The sequence below is a fragment of the Streptomyces sp. NPDC006739 genome (assembly GCF_042869815.1).
Lineage (GTDB): Bacteria > Actinomycetota > Actinomycetes > Streptomycetales > Streptomycetaceae > Streptomyces.
On sequence record NZ_JBIAGM010000001.1, the window covers coordinates 374,543 to 393,594 of the forward strand.

Below are 19,052 nucleotides of genomic sequence, written 5' to 3' on the forward strand. Positions count from 1 at the left end.
GCGCTACGGCCTGGGCAGGGTGCAGCCGCTGAGGGTGAGGTCCAGCTTGTTGCCGGTGGTGAAGCAGGCCGGGATGAGGTAGGTCTCCTCGGCGTAGTTGATGCCCTGGCGGACGGTCACGGTGCCGTTCGCGTCGACCTCGCAGGGGTTGTTCTCGGTGCAGCGCTCGCCGTCCTCGTTGCCCGTGTTGTTGACGGCGACGACCTGGCCGGTGGTGGTGTCGATCACGGGGGAGCCCGAGGTGCCGCCGATGGTGTTGCAGGCGGAGGTGTAGCGGACGGAGTCCTTCCAGGTCCAGTCGCCCTCCTTCAGCCGGTACACGAACCCGTCGACGTTGCAGCTGTAGATGGTCTTCCAGTAGCCGGAGACGACCTTGATCGCGCTGCCGGCGACGGGGTGCGTGGCGCTCACGGTGAGCGGGCTGATGCCGTACGAGTTCTTGATCGCCGCGTAGGTGGTGGTGGTGCGGTAGATCGTGACGTCGGTGTCCGTCATGGTCGAGTAGACGACCTGGTTGGCCCTTAGCGTGCCGATTCTGGAGCCCGAGGAGTTGAGCAGGCCGAAGCTACGGCTGGAGGACTGGCCGGTGATGACCTCGCCGGGGCCCGGGAAGCCCGTCTCCAGGCAGTGGCCGTTGGTCAGCACGAGCGCCGGGTCGGTGTCCGCGGAGTTGGGGAAGCGGATGACGGAGCCGGAGCAGTTGCTGAGCGAGACGGTACCGGCGAAGTTGACGGTCACCGCCTTGGCCCCGGGCGCCTTGACCGTTCCGGCCTGGGGCGCCGCGACCGCCGGTGCCGCGCCGAACCCGGCGATGGCCAGGGCGGAGAGCGCGGCAAGGAGAGGCTTGTTCATGTGGGGGTCCCCTCTGCGGACGTGAGCGACCGGAGATCTTCCGGTCGCCCGTCCGTCTTGTCATGGACATTCTCATGAGAGGGGTGCGGTTGAGCAAGGACTTGTATGCGAACGGCTTGCCCGCGCGGTTCAACTTACTTTGCGCGCAAGCCATTTGGGTCGCTTGGTGGCGCCGTGGCCCCGGCCGGGGTGACTCACCGCGCCGACGGGTGCGGAGGTGGCAGTGGGGTCGGCGTACTCCTCGTAGACCGGGGCAGTGGCCGCCTGCGGCTGGCAGACGTTCGGCGGACCCGCGGGAGCGTCGCCCGCCCCGTGCGCGCCGTACGCCCCGCCTCCGTCCTCACGTGGGGTGGACATGGCGGCGAATTCCAGAGACGCAAGTGGCTGATGAGACAGCTACCGGCGACAACAACCCAAAACGCGGTGTCTCACGTGGTGGAAAACACGGCCCGGGGTGCGTTACCGGGCCGTAAGCTCACGGACATGCAGGTGATCCAGTCGACCAAGCTCGCCAACGTCTGTTACGAGATCCGGGGCCCGGTGCTCCAGGAGGCGATGCGGCTCGAGGCGGCCGGTCACCGCATCCTGAAGCTCAACACGGGCAACCCGGCGGCGTTCGGCTTCGAGTGCCCGCCCGAGATCCTGGAGGACATCCTCCGCAACGTCTCCTCCGCGCACGGGTACGGCGACGCGAAGGGCCTGCTGGCCGCCCGCCGGGCGGTGGTCATGCACAACCAGACCCTCGGCATCGAGACGGACGTCGAACACGTCTTCATCGGCAACGGCGTCTCCGAGCTGATCGTGATGGCGATGCAGGGACTGCTGGACGACGGGGACGAGGTCCTCGTACCGGCCCCCGACTACCCGCTGTGGACCGCCGCCGTCTCCCTCTCCGGCGGTACGGCCGTGCACTACCGCTGCGACGAGCAGTCCGACTGGATGCCCGACCTCGCGGACGTGGAGCGGAAGGTCACCGACCGCACCAAGGCGATCGTCATCATCAACCCGAACAACCCCACGGGTGCCGTCTACGACGAGGCGATGATCAGGGGGCTCACCGACATCGCCCGCCGCCACAACCTGCTGGTCTGCTCCGACGAGATCTACGACAAGATCCTCTACGACGGCGCCACGCACACCCCGACCGCGAAGGTCGCCCCGGACCTGCTCACCCTCACCTTCAACGGCATGTCGAAGGCCTACCGGGTGGCCGGCTACCGCGTCGGCTGGGTGTCGATCTCCGGCCCGCGCTCCCACGCCGACTCCTACATCGAGGGCCTGACCATCCTGGCCAACATGCGGCTGTGCGCGAACATGCCGGGCCAGCACGGCGTCGTCGCCGCGCTCAGCGGACGCCAGACGATCAACGACCTGGTGCTGCCGGGCGGACGGCTCAAGGACCAGATGGACGTCGCCTACGAGCTGCTCACCCGGATCCCGGGTGTCAGCTGCGTACGGCCGAAGGGGGCGCTCTACCTCTTCCCGCGCCTGGACCCGAAGGTCTTCAAGATCAAGGACGACCGGCAGATGGTCCTGGACCTGCTGCGCCGGGAGAAGATCATGGTCGTCCAGGGCACCGGCTTCAACTGGCCGGAACCCGACCACTTCCGGGTGGTCACCCTGCCGACGGTCGGGGACCTGCGGGACGCGGTGACCCGGATCGGACACTTCCTCGACGGATACGGCCAGCCGTAGTCAACGGAGCACAATCCGCGACCGCACTCAACTTTAGACGGAATCCAAGCTAGGATGGCTTCCTGTCAGAGCACAGGAGGCCATCCCCCATGTACGAACCGATCCACACCAAGTCGGTCCGCAGCACGATGGCCGGCGGCACCCCCAGCACCTCCGACTTCCCGCACCGCTCGCGCGAGGAGGAGCTGGACATCCAGCTCGCCGGACACCTCGCGGCCCTGCTCGCCGTCACGGACGAGCTGCGCGCGCTGACCCCCTCCGCCGACCTGGAGACGGCCGCCGAACGCCTCGCCGGGCAGGTGACCCGGCTGCGCGGCGGGCGTACGCCGGCCCGCGCGTCCCTCCCCGCCGTCGACGCCCCGCAGACCCTGCACCGCAGGGCGCACGCCCTGGCCGGGCGCGCCCTGGTGGTCGCCGCCTCCCGGGCGGACACGGCGGCGGCGATCCTGGCGGCCGAGCGGATGGACGCCCACGCGGCGGCCCAGTCCCAGCAGCCGTCCTCGCCGACGGCCCCGGCTTCCCCGGCCGCCTCGTCCTCGCCCTCGCCCTCGTCCTCGCCCTCGCCCGAGCTGAGCACCACCGCCGGATAGCACCGGCCCATCGAACGGCCCCGGTCCGCGTGCACCCGCAGCGACGCGCGGACCGGGAGCCACAGCCTCCCCGGTGCGACCGGTCAGGTGGTCAGCCGAGGCGCTCCACCAGTGCCCGGTACTCCTCCCACAGCTCCTTCGGGGTGTGGTCGCCGAAGGTGTTGAGGTGCTCGGGGACCAGCGCCGCCTCCTCGCGCCAGATCTCCTTGTCCACCGTGAGCAGGAAGTCCAGGTCGGACTCGGACAGTTCGAGGCCCTTGGTGTCCAGGGCGGCCTTGGCCGGCAGGATGCCGATCGGGGTCTCGACGCCCTCGGCCTTGCCGTCCAGACGCTCGACGATCCACTTCAGGACACGGCTGTTCTCGCCGAAGCCGGGCCAGACGAACTTGCCCTCGTCGTTCTTGCGGAACCAGTTGACGTAGTAGATCTTCGGCAGCTTGGCCGCGTCCTTGTCCTTGGCCACGTCGATCCAGTGGGCCATGTAGTCGCCCATGTTGTAGCCGCAGAACGGCAGCATGGCGAAGGGGTCGCGGCGCAGCTCGCCGACCTTGCCCTCGGCGGCGGCGGTCTTCTCGGAGGCCACGTTGGCGCCCAGGAAGACGCCGTGGTTCCAGTCGAAGGACTCCGTCACCAGCGGCACCGCGCTCGCACGGCGTCCGCCGAACAGGATCGCCGAGATCGGCACGCCCTTGGGGTCCTCCCACTCCGGCGCGATGATCGGGCACTGCGCGGCCGGCACGGTGAAGCGGGCGTTGGGGTGGGCGGCCGGCGTCTGGGAGGCGGGCGTCCAGTCGTTGCCCTTCCAGTCGGTCAGACGGGCCGGCGGCTCCTCCGTCATGCCCTCCCACCACACGTCGCCGTCTTCGGTGAGGGCGACGTTGGTGAAGACCGCGTTGCCCCACAGCGTCTTCATCGCGTTGGCGTTGGTGTGCTCACCGGTGCCGGGCGCGACGCCGAAGAAACCGGCCTCGGGGTTGATGGCGTACAGACGGCCGTCCTCGCCGAAGCGCATCCAGGCGATGTCGTCGCCGATGGTCTCCACGGTCCAGCCGGAGATCGTGGGCTCCAGCATGGCGAGGTTGGTCTTGCCGCAGGCGCTCGGGAAGGCGGCGGCCACGTACTTGGACTCACCCTGCGGCGGGGTCAGCTTGAGGATCAGCATGTGCTCGGCGAGCCAGCCCTCGTCGCGCGCCATGACGGAGGCGATGCGCAGGGCGTAGCACTTCTTGCCGAGCAGCGCGTTGCCGCCGTAGCCGGAGCCGTACGACCAGATCTCGCGGCTCTCGGGGAAGTGCGAGATGTACTTCGTCGAGTTGCAGGGCCAGGGGACGTCGTCCTGGCCGGGCTCCAGCGGGGCGCCGAGGGTGTGGACGGCCTTGACGAAGAAGCCCTCGTCGCCGAGTTCGTCGAGCACCTGCTGCCCCATGCGCGTCATCGTGCGCATCGACACGGCGACGTAGGCGGAGTCGGTGATCTCCACGCCCAGCGCCGACAGCGGCGATCCCAGCGGTCCCATGCAGAACGGCACGACGTACATCGTGCGCCCCCGCATCGAGCCCCGGAACAGGCCCTTCTCGCCCTGGAAGATCTCCCGCATCTCGTCGGGGGCCTTCCAGTGGTTGGTGGGGCCGGCGTCCTGCTCGCGCTCGGAGCAGATGAACGTACGGTCCTCGACCCGCGCGACATCGGTCGGGTCGGAGGCGGCGTAGTAGGAGTGCGGGCGCTTGATCGGGTCCAGCTTCCTGAAGGTGCCCTTGGCCACGAGCTCCTCGCACAGTCGCTCGTACTCGGCCTCGGATCCGTCACACCAGACCACGTTGTCCGGCTGCGTCAGTTCGGCGATCTCGTTGACCCAGGAGACGAGTTCCTGGTGGTGGGTGGGAACGACGGAGGGAGCCGCGATGTCGCGCGCCACGATTGCTCCTAAGTGAGGGATTTTTTTTCCCTTGTCAGGGATTGTTCCTTGGCCCCGTGGGGGCTGCGACCCGGATGCTTCGTAGCCGCTCATCCGGTGCCGACCGCACTCATTTGATCCTGCGATGCGAGTGCCCATCTGTCCAGAGGAGGTCACAGGTGAGCAGCGTGAGGAATCCCACGGTTTCCGTGATTTTTTGCGTCCACGTTGGGTTCAGCTGAAGGACTTTTTGCGTTCGGGCAGGTCACAGCGGGACACTCACGCATGACTTACGGTGGCGTCGGTACCATGCCCCAATGACTGCGTCCGTCCCCGATGCGCCCACGGACCCGCCGGCCGCCGGCCGCGGTCCCGTCGCGCTCTCCCTGCCGCATCCGGTCAAACCCAAGCTCCGCGGCTGGCTGCACCTCGGCATGTTTCCGGCCGTGCTCATCGCGGGCCTGGTGCTCACCGCCCTCGCCGACTCCACCCGTGGCCGCATAGCCTGCGGGATCTACGTCCTGACCGCCTGCCTGCTGTTCGGCGTCAGCGCGCTCTACCACCGGGGCGACTGGAGCCCCCGCATGGACGGTGTGCTGCGCAGACTCGACCACGCGAACATCTTCCTGATCATCGCGGGCACCTACACGCCGCTGACCATGCTGCTGCTGCCGGGAGCCAAGGGACAGTGGCTGCTGTGGAGCGTCTGGGGCGCGGCCGCGGCAGGCATCGTCTTCCGCGTCTTCTGGGTCGGCGCCCCGCGCTGGCTCTACACCCCCTGCTACATCGCGATGGGCTGGGCGGCCGTCTTCTTCCTGCCCGACTTCATGCGCACCGGCGGGATCGCGGTCCTCGTCCTGGTGGTCGTGGGCGGACTCCTCTACAGCGCCGGCGGCGTGATCTACGGCATCAAGCGGCCCAACCCCTCACCGCGCTGGTTCGGCTTCCACGAGGTCTTCCACTCGCTGACCCTCGCCGCCTTCGTCGTCCACTACGTCGGGATCTCGCTGGTGGCCTACCAGCACGGCTGACCATGTGCCCGACAATGGCCCCATGAGCATGCTGCGGAACGGACCGCCCGGATGAACGGCCCCGAGATCCACGTCCAGGTCGCCCCCGGCCTCGGGCTGTTCGTGGCGCCCGCCCGGCGCCAGGGCGCCACCGCGCTCACCACGGACGGCGTCTCCACGCTCGGCCATGCCGTCGAGTCCCTCGGCATCCCGCTGACCGAGGTCGGCGCGCTGGTCGTGGACGGCCAGGAGGTCCCGGTCTCGTACGTCCCGGCCGCCGGCGAGCACGTGACCGTCCACGAGGTCGAGCGCCCCCAGTCCGTCCCCGGCGCGCCCCTGCGCTTCCTCCTCGACGTCCACCTCGGCACCCTGGCCCGCCGACTGCGCCTGCTCGGCGTGGACACGGCGTACGAGTCGACGGACATCGGGGACCCGGCGCTGGCCGCGCGTTCGGCGGCCGAGCAGCGGGTCATGCTCAGCCGCGACCGGGGTCTGCTGCGCCGCCGCGAACTGTGGGCCGGCGCCTACGTCTACAGCACCCGCCCCGAGGAGCAGCTGCGCGACATCCTCGGCCGCTTCGCCCCCGAACTGCGCCCCTGGACCCGCTGCACCGCCTGCAACGGCCTGCTCAGGGAGGCCACCAAGGACGAGGTGGCGGATCAGCTCAAGCACGGCACCCACCGCTCGTACGACGTCTTCGCGCAGTGCGCCGAGTGCGGCCGGGCGTACTGGAAGGGCGCGCACCACGATCAGCTGGAGGCCATCGTGGAACGCGCCCTGGCGGAGTCCGCCGACCGCGGCTAGCGCTGTGTCAGGTCGCCCTTTCCGCAGGCCACACCGTCCCGGTCGGGGTCCAGGCCGAGGGGATCGTCACCGCCGTCGACCTTCAGGCGGCCGTACTGGTTCCGTTTCAGCCAGCCGCAGCGGGCCGCCGTCGTCCTGCCGACCCCGGGCGGGAAGACGGTCGGGACGCAGACGTTGACCGAGCCGTAGTGCCGGTCGCAGCCGGAGATGGTGGGGCCGACCGGCTGCGACGTCCGCTTCCCGCCGGGCCCGGAGACCTTGCCCTGCGGGGAGTCGGCGAAGGAGTGGACGTGCGCGGTGGCGTCGGAGGCGCCGAGCGCGGCCGGCCCTTGCAGGTGCACCCACCTGGCCACCGAGGGAACCCCGTTCGCGTCGACGGCGAAGAGCATGTACCAGCCGGGCGGGGCCAGATCGGGGTTGCTCGTCACGTTGAGGTCGACGTTGTCACCGTCCACCGAGAGCGGCAGGTCGACGAAGCGCTGGTTGGGGTCGGAGGAGTGGGTCACGGCCGCCGGGCGGATCAGCTCGGCCTTGGCGATGGGCCGGTCGACGGTGATCCGCTGGGTGTCGCCGTACTTCCACTCGGTGTCGATGAGTGAGGTGATCGTCGGGCGGGCGCCCCGGTAGAGGTAGGGCGGGGTGTAGATGGACACGTTGTGGTTCCAGGTGCCGTTGCCCGGGTTGTCGCCGGTGGCCATCACCCGGCCGTCGGGCAGCAGGAACGCCGAGGAGTGGTAGCCGCGGGCCTCGGGGTCGGCGGCCACCGGGTCGAAGGTGTCGCTGTCGGGGTCGTAGAGCGAGGACTCGTGGACCGGGTCGGCTCGGTTGTGCAGCGCGCCGCCGGTCTCCAGCACCTTGCCGTCGGGCAGCAGGACGGCGGAGACGTACATCTTGCCCTGGTCGCCGGTCTCGGCCACCGGCCCGTTGCCGAGGTCGACGGTGCCCTGCGGGAGCGGCGGCCCGGCGACGTAGGAGGGGCTGGCCTGCTTGAGGTCGATGAGGTCGGTCAGGCGGTTGGCGTCCGGGTTGGAGTCGATGTTGCCGCCGCCGATGGTGAGCACCCGCTGGTCCTGTGCGGGCGGCAGCAGCACGCTGGCCGACTGGTCCCGCTCGTCCTTGTTCCGCAGACCCGGGATCTGGGTGACGGTGTTGGCGTCGTAGTCGTAGATCGCCGATCCGGTGCCCGGGATGTTGTTGCCGAAGACATGGCTGCCGGAGTAGAAGAGCCGGCCGTCCTGCATCAGGATCATCGACGGGTAAAGGCCCCAGTAGGACCAGGTCTGGTGGACCTGTGACAGCGCGAGCCATTTCTGCTGGGCGTCCGACCAGTACTCGGCCGTCACCGAGCCCGTCGAGTCCTCGCGCAGCCCGCCGAAGGAGACGACGTCGCCGTTGCCCAGCTCGGTCGCCGACGGGTACCAGTGGCCGTCGTTGAGGTCGTTGGTCCTGCTGTAGGTCTCGGTCTTCGGGTCGAAGACGTAGGAGTCCTTGAACCCCTCGTAGCCGTGCCCGCCCGCGACCGGGTACGCCTTGTTGCCGCTCATCACGAGCACGCGGCCGTCCTGGAGCTGGACGTGCCCGGAGCAGAACATGTCCTTCGGGGTCGGGATGACCTTGTAGGTGCCGTCGGCCGGGTCGTAGACGGCGGAGGTGAAGGAGCCGGCGGCGAAGTTCTCCTCGCTGTTGCCGGATCCGGCGATCAGCAGCACCTTGCCGTCGTCGAGGACCACGGAGTGCATGGAGCGGACCGGGTTCTGGGTCGGCAGCACCGACCAGCTGCCGTCCGCGCACTGCTGCGCGGTGCCGGTGCAGGGCGGCGGCGGGACGGTGTCGGGCACCTGCTCCATCGTGTAGTCGTCGGTGGTGGCCGAGCCGGTGCCGTAGACCGAGACGCCCCAGGTGATCCGGTCGGTGCCGGCCGGGACCTCGGGGGTGCGGACCGAGGCCGGCGTCCAGCCCGCCGCCATGTCCAGGGTCTTGAGGTCGGTCCAGTACTGCCAGCCGGCCGTCGCGTCGTGCCGGAAGAGGGTGACGGCGGTGTCGGGCGTGGTCGACTTGTACCAGAGCGACAGGTCGTACTGTTTGCCCGCCGTCACCACCGGTGCGCACGCGGCCGACTCGGTGATCAGCGCCTTGCGGTCGCCGTCCGCGCGGCGGGTGAGCGTGACCTTCATGGCCTCGGCGCCGGAGTGGGCGTCGGAGGTGGTGGCGAAGGTGAAGTCGTTGTCGCCCCAGCCGGACTTCTCCCAGCAGTACGGCATGCCGTCCGTGCCGGCCGTTTCGAATCCGGGGTTCTTGACCAGGTTGGCGGCCTCGGCGGGCTGGGGGGCGGTCAGCAGGAGCCCGGCGGTCAGGGCCCCCGCCCCGGCCAGCGCGGCACTTCTGCGGTACGTGCGGGTGTGCCTCTCCCGGCCGCTCATCGCCCGCCTCCCGGACCGGTGTCGCGGATCTGCCGGATCTCGATGCGGTCGGGGCCGGTGCCGAACGTGGCGACCGGGGTGGAGTGCTGGATGGCGGCCCGTACGGTGGGCAGGTCGCGGGCGTCGCGGCGCACGGTCGGCGAGGCGACCACGTAGTCGACGTCCCGCCAGCCGTGCGGCATGGTCCGGCTCACCGCCGGGTCGAGGTCCGCCTTGTAGAACCAGATGGCGCCCAGCCCGGGCCGGTACCCCTCGTGGACCAGGTCCAGCCAGAGGGCGTCGTCGACCAGGACGCGGGTGCCCTTCGGGTCGGGCACCTCGCTGCCGAGCCAGTGGGACGCCTCGCGGTAGGGCGCGTTGGCGTCGGCGGTGACGGCGGTGCGGTCGCCGTCGTACCAGTGCGGTACGACGTAGGCGCCGGCGGCGACGGCCAGCACCGCGGCGAGGGCGTACCGCCCCCCGGTGACGTACCGCCGCTCGTTCTCCGCGCGCCGTCCGCGCAGGACCGCGCGGGTCAGGGAGGCGGCGGCACCGGCCAGGACCAGGGCGAGGAAGGGCAGCGCACCGATGACGTACATGGCGGGCAGATAGCCGTTCGGGCGCATGGCCACGGCGGCCAGGATCGCCACGGTCAGGGCCGGTCCGGCCAGTGCGCGGGCGGTGCCGGACCAGCGCCGGGCGGCCAGCAGCGGAAGGGCCGCGGCGAGGCCGCCGAGGGGCAGCACACGGTCGTAGTACAGCCAGGAGTGGAGCACGGCCCAGGAGCCCGACGCCCGGTCGAGGATGAAGCCGGAACCCGGCCTCGACATCTGGTACGTGATGCCGTCCCAGAGCGAGACATGCCCGGCGCCCGGCAGCAACTCGCCCTTCAGCAGGGCGAAGAGGGGGTACGAGCAGCCGATCAGGAGGCAGGCGGTGACGGCTCCGGTGAGGGCGAACTTGCGGGTGTCGCGGTGGCTGTTGCGCCACATGGTGACGAACAGGGCGGGCAGGACGACGAGCATCGTCTCCTTGGTGAGCACGCCGGCGGCGGCGGCGAGTCCGGCACCGAAGTGGTGCCAGAGGTGGCGGCTGGGCGAGGCGGCGAGGCAGAACGCGAGCAGCAGCCACATCACGGCGATGTTGTCGAGGAAGATCTCCCGCTGGAGCACCACGGAGAGCGGGGAGAGACCGAAGAGGGCCATGCCGAGGCCGGCCGCCCAGCGGGGCAGCGACAGCCGCCGTCCAAGGACGTACACCAGGACCGCGCTGACACCGCTGACCAGCAGCATCACCGCGCGCATCGAGGCGACGGTCATCGCGCCGGGGTGGAGCGCGGAGGGGATCCAGGTGGCCAGGGCTATCTGGATCCAGCCGAGCGGCGGGTGGTCGTACCAGTAGGTGTAGTGGGCCAGGCCTCTGCCCTGCTGGACCGCCCAGGCCTGGGCGAGGTAGGTGCCCTCGTCGTCGCCGAGGGTCGGATAGTCGGCGATGTTCCAGCCCTGGACCACGAGGATGGTCACCAGCAGGGCGCCGCACAGGAGAAGGTCCGGGCGCGAGGAGCGGAGCCGCACCGGCGGGTCCGTTCGACCGGTCGAACGGGTTGTGGGCGCAGGCCGGGGCTGCGCGGGGACCTCGGGAGCGGTCACCGCGGGAAGAGTGGAGGTCACGCAGGAACGTCCTCTCGGATCGTCTCGGCCGCGGTGAGGTGCGCGCCGACGTGAGTGGTCAGCTCCCAGTCGTTGCGGCCGCGTTGCTCGCGCCATACGGCGCGGATCGCGGCCCCGGCGAGGAGGACCTGGTAGAAGGGGCCGCCGAGAACGAGCTTCACGTAGTGGACGAAGCGGACACGGAGCCCGTACTGCTTGCCGAAGTCGTGCAGTCCGACCACCTCGAAGACGAAGGTGACGGCGGCGGTGACCAGCGGCAGGAAGGTGAGGAAGGCGACGCCGACGGGGACGTCGAGGAAGAGCGCGGCGGCCGCGTTGAGCGGGATGATCACACCGGAGAAGGCCTGCAGGAACGGGGTCATCAGGGTGTAGCGGGCGAGCAGCCGCCGGCCGAAGCCCGGCAGTTGGCGCCAGTCCTTCTTCCGGTAGACCTGGAGGAAGCCCTGGTTCCAGCGGGTGCGCTGTTTGAGCAGCGACATCAGGGAGCCGGGGGTCTCCTCGCGGGTGACCATGTCGGAGTCGTAGGCGACGACGACCTTCTTGCCGACGCTGGAGAGCCTGACGCCCAGGTCGCAGTCCTCGGCGAGGCAGTTCGGGTCCCAGCCGTCCGCTTCCCTGAGGACCTCGGTGCGCACGAACACGGTGTTGCCGCCGAGCGGGATGAACCCCTTCTGCGCGTGCAGATGGAGCCGCGAGCGGAACCAGAAGAAGTACTCCAGGCAGTTGCGCAGGCTGTACCAGCTGGAGTGGAAGTTGATGAGCTGGACGCCGCCCTGCACGACGTCCGCCTCGGTGGTGCGGAAGGCGTGGTCGACGTGGGCGAGCAGTTCCGGATGGACCTGGTCCTCGGCGTCGAAGACCCCGACGACGTCGCCGCGGCAGTGCGGCAGAGCCGTGTTCATGGCCTTGGGCTTGTTCTTCTTCTCATGGGTGTCGACGACGACCCGGACGCGCGGGTCGCGTTCGGCGGCCCGTTCGGCCACGGCGGTGGTCTCGGGGTCGTCGTGTCCGACGATCACGATGATCTCGAAGTCGGTGTGTGTGGACCGGAGCAGTCGCTGGACGGTGTGGTCCAGCACGGCCTGTTCGTGCCGGGCCGGCAACAGCAGGGAGAACGACAGCTGTTCGTTCCCCTCGGGCCGGCCGAAGCGGGTGGAGGCGAGCACTTCGGGCGTGCGCCACGCGTGCATCTGCCACCAGAGCGTGAAGGCCGCCATCCAGAACAGGGCCAGTGAAACGGCGGCGATGAGGACAGACGTCAGCAAACAGATCCCCCCAGATCCCAAATCCCCCTGTCGCGGCGGGGAGTTACCCCCGCCGCGGCACTGTGGAGAGACTAGGGGGGATCTGTGAATCAAGGGCGCCGTTCTGATAAATAGTATGTTTCGGAACGCTGGGTCGGAAAGCGGTATCTCTCCGAACACCTGCCTCAATTCCGACAGGGTGAACGACCCCTCGTCCCCGCCCCTTTCAGCCGCCCAGGGCCGCGCGCAGCCGCTCCGGGTCGGTCGTCGGGGCGTCGCAGGTGAAGTTGCGGCAGACGTACGCGGCGGCCACGCCCCCCGCCAGCGGCCGGTCGGCCAGCAGGGGGAACTCGTCGCTCTGCGGGCTGCCGACGGCCACCACGGCACCCGGCGCGGTGCCCAGCAGTGCCGTGCGGTGCAGGGCGGCCGTCCCGGGCTCGCCGAGGCGCGGGCCGACGACCGCGACCTCGCGCGGCCCGTCGAGCAGCGCCTCGGCGACGGCCAGGCCCCACCCGATGAACCTCGGCACCCGGGGCCCGAGCGTCTTCACCACGCCGAGCGCCCGCTCGGCGGCGGTGCGGTGGACCTCGGAACCGGTGTGGGCGGCATAGCCCAGCAGGGCGCCCGCGGCGGCGGTCCAGCCGGAGGGGGTGGCGTTGTCGGTGGGGTCCTGCGGCCGGCGGATCAGCCGCTCCGCGTCGGCGGCGGTGTCGTACAGGGCGCCGTTCTCCGGATCGGCGAAGCGGGTGAGGACGTGGTCGAGGAGGAGCCCGGCGAAGTCCAGCCAGACACCCTCGCCGGTGACGGACGCGAGGGCGAGGAAGCCCTCGGCGACGTCGGCGTAGTCCTCCAGCACGCCCGCGTTGGCGCCCACCTGGCCGTCACGGCTGGTGCGGGCGAGACGGCCGTGCTCGTCGAGGTGGAGCCGTACCAGGAGGTCGGCGGCGCCGACGGCGGCCTCCACCAGGTCGGGGCGGTCGAAGTAGGCGCCGGTCTCGGCGAGGGCCGCCACCGCGAGGCCGTTCCAGGCGGCGACCACCTTGTCGTCCCGGCCGGGGGCGGGGCGTTCCGCGCGGGCCCGCAGCAGCCGCTCCCGGACGGAGGCGACCTTCTCCGCGTCGAACACACCGTCCTGCCGCGGGAGTTGCAGCACGGAGCGACCGTGTTCGAAGGTGCCCTCCTCGGTCACCCCGAAGTACCCGGCGGCGAGTTCGGCGTCCTGCCCGAGCACCTCGTCCAGCTGCTCGGGGGTCCACACGTAGTACGCCCCCTCGACATGCCGGCCGGTGCCGTCGTCACTGTCGGCGTCCAGGGCGGAGGCGAAGCCGCCCTGCTCGGTGCGCAGTTCGCGGACCATGAAGTCGGCGGTCTCCAGGGCGACGCGGCGGGCCAGTTCGCCGACCTCGTCAGCGGCTCCGTCGCCGGCCGTGGAGCGCCAGAGGTGGGCGTAGACGCGGCACAGCAGGGCGTTGTCGTACAGCATCTTCTCGAAATGCGGCACGACCCAGTCGCGGTCGACGGAGTAGCGGGCGAAACCGCCGCCGAGCTGGTCGTAGATGCCGCCCCGGGCCATCCGCTCGCAGGTGTCCCGGGCCATCTGCAGGGCGCCCTCGGCGCCGGTACGGGCGTGGTGGCGGAGCAGGAACTCCAGCGCCATGGACGGCGGGAACTTGGGCGCGCCGCCGAATCCGCCGCGCTGGGCGTCGTACTCCCGGGTGAGACCGAGGAGGGCCTGGGCCTGCTCCTGCTCGCCGGGGAGCTGGGCGGTCCGGTAGGTGATCTCGCGCTGCGAGAGATCGCGGACGACCTTCCCGGCGACCTCGGTGACCTCGTCCCGGCGCTCGCTCCAGGCCTGCCGTACGCCCTCCAGCACCTGCCGGAAGGAGGGCATGCCGTGCCGGGGGGCGGGCGGGAAGTAGGTGCCGAAGTAGAAGGGGCCGGCGTCGGGGGTGAGGAACACGGTCATGGGCCAGCCGCCCTGGCCGGTGGCGGCCTGGACGGCCTCCATGTAGACGGCGTCGACGTCGGGGCGCTCCTCGCGGTCCACCTTGACGCTGACGAAGTGCTCGTTGAGGTAGTCGGCGGTGGCCCGGTCCTCGAAGGACTCGTGGGCCATGACGTGACACCAGTGGCAGCTCGAGTACCCGACGCTCAGCAGAACGGGTTTGTCCGCCTTGCGGGCCTCGTCGAAGGCCTCGGCCGACCAGGGCCACCAGTCGACGGGGTTGTCGGCGTGCTGGAGCAGGTACGGGGACGTCTCATGGGCCAGTCGGTTCACCTTTCCACTCTCCCACGCCGTCCGGCACGGCGTGGAAAGGGAACCGACCGGGCGCGGCGGTACGGCTCCGTGCGTCGGCGTCGATCACGAGCCGAACGGCGGGCGCCGCCACCAGCGCTGCCGCCCGCCCGACCGGCCCGGACCGAGGTGCGGCGGCCTCCGCGACCGCCCATTGATCGACGCCCTCTCGCGCTGCCGCCCCGCGCGAAGGACACTCGTGGACAAAGGAGTTGCCGCCGGAGGGGGACGGGACATGCGGGACGGCCATCGGGCGGAAGCCGAGCGGCTGGTGGTACGGGCCGTGGAAGAGGAGGTACGGCGCTCGGGCGGGCGCCTGGACGGGCAGCTGCTGCTCTCCCGGACGCGCGGCGCACTGGACGCCATGGCGCAGAACGCCGCCGAGGAGTACGACGCCTACACACGCGCACTCGACGAGGCGGAGGCCGGCCGGCCGACCTTCGCACAGCGCTACGCCCGTGAGGGGGCCGGGACCCCCCTGCTGGTGGCCGCCGTCGCCGCGGTCGCCGCCGTGGTGGCCGACGTCTCGCTCGGCACCGGCACGAGTACGGCGGTCGGCGCGGGCATCGCCGTGGGCGTGGTGGCGGCCGCCGCCACGGTGGTCAAGGCGGCCGGCTCCCACCTGCCCGCCGCCCACCGGCACGCCGGCGCGACGGGCCAGCCGGGCGGCCCCGAGCAACTGCGCCTGCAGTGGCTGACCGCGCTGGAGGTGCGCGGCATCCGTCCGTTCCTCGACCAGCAGCGGGTGCTCACCGCCTCCACGTCCCCGAAGAAGACCGGCCCCCAGCTGCGCGGTTCGGACAAGAGCGCGGCGGCCCGCAGGCGTACCGTGCTGGAGCAGTCCTTCGGTCAACTCCCCACCCCTGACGGCCTGTTCGCCGGGCGGCGGCAGGAGCTGGCACGGATCCGGCAGTGGGCGCAGTCGGCACGGGCGACCACCGAGACCCGGCCGACGGTGGTGGTCCTGCACGGGCCGCCCGGCTCGGGCCGTACGACACTCGCGGTGCGCGCCACGCACGACCTGAGGGACCACTTCCGCGGCGCGGTCGTCGTGGATCTGCGCGGCGACAGCCGGGGCGATCCGCCGCTGCCCACCCGCGACGCGCTGCTGCACCTGCTCAACCGGCTCGGCGCGCCCCGCGAGCAGCTGCTGTTCCGTGAGCGCTCCTCCCCCGACCAGCAGGTCAAGCGGCTGAGCGAGCTGTACCACCAGCATCTGGCCGGCCTGCCGGTGACCATCGTGCTGGACGACGCCTCGGACGCCGAACAGGTCCGTGCCCTGATCCCCGACCGCTCCGACAGCCTGGTCCTGGTCACCACCCGGGCACCCCTGGACCTGCCCGCCGACCTCGCGGCCTGGGTGCACCACCTCCCGGTGGAGGCGCTGGACGCGGCGGGCGCCGAGGAACTGCTCGGCGCGGCGGCGCAGGACCCCAGCGGTCCCTACGACGCCGAGTCCGCCGACCTGATCCGGGAGCTGTGCGGCGGGCTGCCGCTGGCGCTGCGCGTCGCGGGATCCTCGCTGGGACCGCGCTCACCGCGCCAACTGGCCACCGACCTCGGCGCGTACGGACCGGTGGAGCCGGTCGAGCGCGTGCTGTGGCTGCGCTACACCGACCAGTCCGACACCGCGCGTCGGCTGCTGCGCAGGCTCGCGCTGGCCGGGCGGGCCTCCCTCGGCGCGGCGGCCGCCGCCGCGCTGCTCGCCACGGACGAGGCGGAGGCCACCCGGCACCTGGCCGCGCTCGCGCGGGCCGGGCTGATCGACCACGTCCGCGGCAACCGCTACCGGCTGCACGACCTGGTGCGCGCCTTCGCACAGGCCCGTCTGCGGGACGAGGAGGAACCGTCCGACCGCACGGCCGCCCAGGAACGCCTGATCGTGAACTACGCGGAACTCGCCGACTCGGTGCTGCGCCTGGTCGACGGCAACATGTCGACCCGTTCGAACCAGTTCCGCCCGCACGGCTTCACCTCGCTCGACGAGGCGCTGCGCTGGCTGGACGACGAGTCCAGCTTCATCACGGCGGCCCTGCGCCAGGCGGAGGACGTGAACCAGGCGGCCGTCCTGAACCTGCTCGGCGCGCTGTGCGACTACTGCCTGCTGCGCGGCGACCTCTACCGGCTCGGTGAGATCAGCGAGCTGACCCAGGCAGTGGACCAGGGCCTGCTGGTGCGCTCGGTGCAGTGGCGCACCGGCATCGCGGCCCGCCAGCTGGGCGAACTCGACAAGGCCCGCACCACCCTGGCCTCCGTCGTCGACCTGTACCTGGAGGCGCATCACGACGCGGGCGCGGCCCGTGCCCTGTGCTCCCTGGGCATCACCCTGCACCACCAGGGCAACCTGACCGAGGCCGCGGCCAGGCTCCAGGAGGCCCTCGACCTCCAGGCGGCCCCCGGACTGGCCACCGACCGCGCCTGGACCATGCACGCCCTGGCGGCGGTCCAGCGCGACCGGGCCCGTCTGTCGGAGGCCCTCGACCTGCTCACCCGCTCCCTGGTCCTGCACCACGAGGGCGGCTCCCTGCACGGCGAGGCCTGGGCCCACTTCCAGCTCGGGCAGCTGGCGCTGCGCATGGGTGACGTGCCGCGCGCGGAGACGGAGCTGCGGGCCGCCCTCGACCGTTACGGCCGTACGCGGGACGCCCGCGGCGAGGCCTGGGCGCTGACCCAGCTGGCCCGGGCCCGGCTGGTCGACGGCGACAGCGCCCCGGCCGTGGACGGGCTGCGTCGAGCGGCCGCCCGGCACCGGGAGAACGAGGACGCGCGCGGCGAGGCCTGGACGGTCTACTACCTGGGGCAGGCGCTGGAGGAGACCGGAAACCTGGACCAGGCGGTCCGTGAGCTGGAACGCTCCCGGACGATGTTCTCCCGCATGCGGGACGTCTACGGCCTGGCCTGTGCCCGCCACCACTCGGCCCGCGTCACCCGCGACCAGCGCGCCGCCCAGACCGGCTCACTGCGCAACTCCGGCTTCGCCCGGCAGCTGCTCGTCGACGCCCGCGCCGACTTCCAGCGCATCGGCGTCGCCCACGGCGAGGCCTGGACCTGCCTGGAGCTGGCGGTCGTGGACGCGGGCAACGCCCGTACCCAGCAGGCGCTCGCCCTGTGCGACGAGGCACTGACCCTCTTCACGTCCTACGGCGACCGCAGGGGCGAGGACTGGGCCCGCTTCCTGCGCTGCACCCTGCTGCCCTACGCGGCGCCCGGCGGGGTGGAGGTGGGCACCGCGGTCGCCCAGGAGGAGCTGGGCCGGCTCGCCCGGGCCGGTCACCCGGTCCGGGACGAGAAGCTGAACGAGTACGCGGGCGCGTACCAGCTGCTCCTGGAACGGGGCGTGAACCTGGAGGCGGGCTGGCAGGCGTGGCGGCTGGGAATGGTGCCGGACCGCCACGCCCGGGAGGTGATGGGCGTTCCGGTGCCGGCCGGGCGGTGATCCGGTCAGCCCCGCCGCGGCTTCCCGTCGGCGGTGGCGGCCCCCGCCTCGGCCTCGGTGTCCGCCTCGGGGTCCGGGGCCTCCTTGAAGTCGACCTTCCGCATCTGCTTGCTCATCGACTTCATGAGGCCCCACACCGCCAGGGCCATCACCGCGAAGACGATGAAGCCGAGGACTCCGGGTGTGACCTTGTTCTGGTCGACCTCCTTGGCGAGGGGGACCAGGTGCGTCAGTGCCAGGCTTGCGCTCATGTCAGGCATTGTCGCGGATGCCCGCAAAGAGGTCGTCCTCGGGGAGGGAGGTATCGACGAGCGACTTCGCCAGCTCGTACTCCTCCGTCGGCCAGACCTCCTTCTGCAGCTCCATCGGCACCTTGAACCAGCCGCCGTCCGGGTCGATCTGCGTGGCGTGGGCGATCAGCGCCTTGTCCCGGATCTCGAAGAAGTCGGCGCACGGGATGTGGGTGGTCAGCGTGCGCTCGGTGCGCTCCATCTGCGACCAGCGCTTGAGCCAGTCCCCGTACGGCGACTCCAGACCACGGTCCAGCATGGCCTTGTGCAGGGCCTCGGTGCGGGGGCGGTTGAAGCCCTGGTTGTAGTAGAGCTTCAGCGGCTGGTAGGCGGCGCCGAACTCCTGCTCGGGGTACTTCTCGGTGTCCGCCGCGCCCTCGAACGCCACCATGGAGATCTTGTGGGTCATGATGTGGTCGGGGTGCGGGTAGCCGCCGTTCTCGTCGTAGGTGGTGATCACCTGGGGACGGAAGGAGCGGATCTGCTTCACCAGCTCACCGGCCGCCTTGTCGACGTCCTCGAGGGCGAAGCAGCCGTCGGGCAGCGGGGGCAGCGGGTCGCCCTCGGGCAGCCCGGAGTCGACGAAGCCGAGCCACTCCTGCTTGATGCCGAGGATTTCGCGGGCCTCGTCCATCTCCTTCTTGCGTACCTCGTGGATGTGCTCCTCGATGTACGTGTCGCCCTGCAGCTTCGGATTGAGGATGGAGCCGCGCTCCCCGCCGGTGCAGGTCACCACCAGCACGTCCACCCCCTCGGACACGTACTTGGCCATGGTGGCCGCGCCCTTGCTCGACTCGTCGTCGGGGTGCGCGTGAACGGCCATCAGTCGCAGCTGGTCAGTCAAGACTCAATCCTCGTAAGTCGGCGCCCCG

General features: G+C 71.0%; 13 protein-coding genes and 1 pseudogene. 5 read left to right on the plus strand and 9 right to left on the minus strand.

All coding sequences use genetic code 11. The annotated features are described in order from the left end of the window. Positions 1–3 precede the first annotated feature (3 nt). Both ACFYMM_RS01745 and ACFYMM_RS01750 read right to left on the minus strand, forming a co-directional pair. Positions 4–852, minus strand: coding sequence for a trypsin-like serine peptidase (locus ACFYMM_RS01745; protein WP_388382757.1), 849 nt, complete (start codon positions 850–852; stop codon positions 4–6). A gap of 129 nt (positions 853–981) precedes the next feature. Then, positions 982–1,209: a hypothetical protein gene (locus tag ACFYMM_RS01750; RefSeq protein WP_388382758.1), complete on the minus strand. Its 228-nt coding sequence runs from the start codon at positions 1,207–1,209 to the stop codon at positions 982–984. 126 nt (positions 1,210–1,335) lie between these two features. Between ACFYMM_RS01750 and ACFYMM_RS01755 the strand changes: the two genes are divergently transcribed. Together ACFYMM_RS01755 and ACFYMM_RS01760 are read left to right on the plus strand one after the other, a co-directional pair. Beyond that, positions 1,336–2,547 (plus strand): pyridoxal phosphate-dependent aminotransferase, encoded by a 1,212-nt coding sequence (locus ACFYMM_RS01755; protein ID WP_388382760.1) that lies wholly within the window; start codon positions 1,336–1,338, stop codon positions 2,545–2,547. 89 nt (positions 2,548–2,636) lie between these two features. Continuing rightward, positions 2,637–3,038, plus strand: a pseudogene (locus tag ACFYMM_RS01760) (hypothetical protein); the annotation flags it as partial. A gap of 190 nt (positions 3,039–3,228) precedes the next feature. Here the strand turns inward: ACFYMM_RS01760 and ACFYMM_RS01765 are convergent. After that, entirely contained in the window at positions 3,229–5,052 is a 1,824-nt protein-coding gene (locus tag ACFYMM_RS01765; protein ID WP_388382762.1) for a phosphoenolpyruvate carboxykinase (GTP), read from the minus strand. Between the two features lie 296 nt (positions 5,053–5,348). On the opposite strand from ACFYMM_RS01765, the gene ACFYMM_RS01770 reads away from it, so the two are divergent. Both ACFYMM_RS01770 and ACFYMM_RS01775 read left to right on the plus strand, forming a co-directional pair. Beyond that, entirely contained in the window at positions 5,349–6,062 is a 714-nt protein-coding gene (locus ACFYMM_RS01770) for a hemolysin III family protein (RefSeq protein ID WP_388382764.1), read from the plus strand. A gap of 51 nt (positions 6,063–6,113) precedes the next feature. Continuing rightward, entirely contained in the window at positions 6,114–6,845 is a 732-nt protein-coding gene (locus ACFYMM_RS01775) for a Mut7-C RNAse domain-containing protein (protein WP_388382766.1), read from the plus strand. On the opposite strand, the gene ACFYMM_RS01780 is transcribed toward ACFYMM_RS01775, so the two are convergent. The 4 genes from ACFYMM_RS01780 to ACFYMM_RS01795 form a co-directional block, all read right to left on the minus strand. Beyond that, positions 6,842–9,265: a galactose oxidase-like domain-containing protein gene (locus ACFYMM_RS01780; RefSeq protein WP_388382768.1), complete on the minus strand. Its 2,424-nt coding sequence runs from the start codon at positions 9,263–9,265 to the stop codon at positions 6,842–6,844. The genes ACFYMM_RS01775 and ACFYMM_RS01780 overlap by 4 nt on opposite strands. Beyond that, the gene (locus tag ACFYMM_RS01785) at positions 9,262–10,914 is read right to left on the minus strand and encodes an ArnT family glycosyltransferase (protein ID WP_388382770.1); all 1,653 of its coding nucleotides are present in this window, start codon (positions 10,912–10,914) and stop codon (positions 9,262–9,264) included. The genes ACFYMM_RS01780 and ACFYMM_RS01785 overlap by 4 nt, the downstream gene beginning before the upstream one ends. Continuing rightward, the gene (locus tag ACFYMM_RS01790) at positions 10,911–12,179 is read right to left on the minus strand and encodes a glycosyltransferase (protein WP_388382773.1); all 1,269 of its coding nucleotides are present in this window, start codon (positions 12,177–12,179) and stop codon (positions 10,911–10,913) included. The genes ACFYMM_RS01785 and ACFYMM_RS01790 overlap by 4 nt, the downstream gene beginning before the upstream one ends. Positions 12,180–12,384: 205 nt before the next feature. Beyond that, positions 12,385–14,436: a thioredoxin domain-containing protein gene (locus ACFYMM_RS01795; protein ID WP_388382775.1), complete on the minus strand. Its 2,052-nt coding sequence runs from the start codon at positions 14,434–14,436 to the stop codon at positions 12,385–12,387. Positions 14,437–14,689: 253 nt separating this feature from the next. Between ACFYMM_RS01795 and ACFYMM_RS01800 the strand changes: the two genes are divergently transcribed. After that, a complete protein-coding gene (locus tag ACFYMM_RS01800; protein WP_388382777.1) occupies positions 14,690–17,890 on the plus strand; it encodes a tetratricopeptide repeat protein in 3,201 nt (1,066 codons plus the stop codon). A 5-nt stretch (positions 17,891–17,895) separates the two neighbouring features. On the opposite strand, the gene ACFYMM_RS01805 is transcribed toward ACFYMM_RS01800, so the two are convergent. Next, positions 17,896–18,141: a hypothetical protein gene (locus ACFYMM_RS01805; RefSeq protein WP_388382779.1), complete on the minus strand. Its 246-nt coding sequence runs from the start codon at positions 18,139–18,141 to the stop codon at positions 17,896–17,898. A gap of 1 nt (position 18,142) precedes the next feature. Then, positions 18,143–19,003 carry a mycothiol conjugate amidase Mca gene (gene mca / locus ACFYMM_RS01810; protein ID WP_388383294.1) on the minus strand — a complete coding sequence of 287 codons (861 nt, stop codon included), beginning with the start codon at positions 19,001–19,003 and terminating at the stop codon, positions 18,143–18,145. Positions 19,004–19,052: the final 49 nt, after the last annotated feature.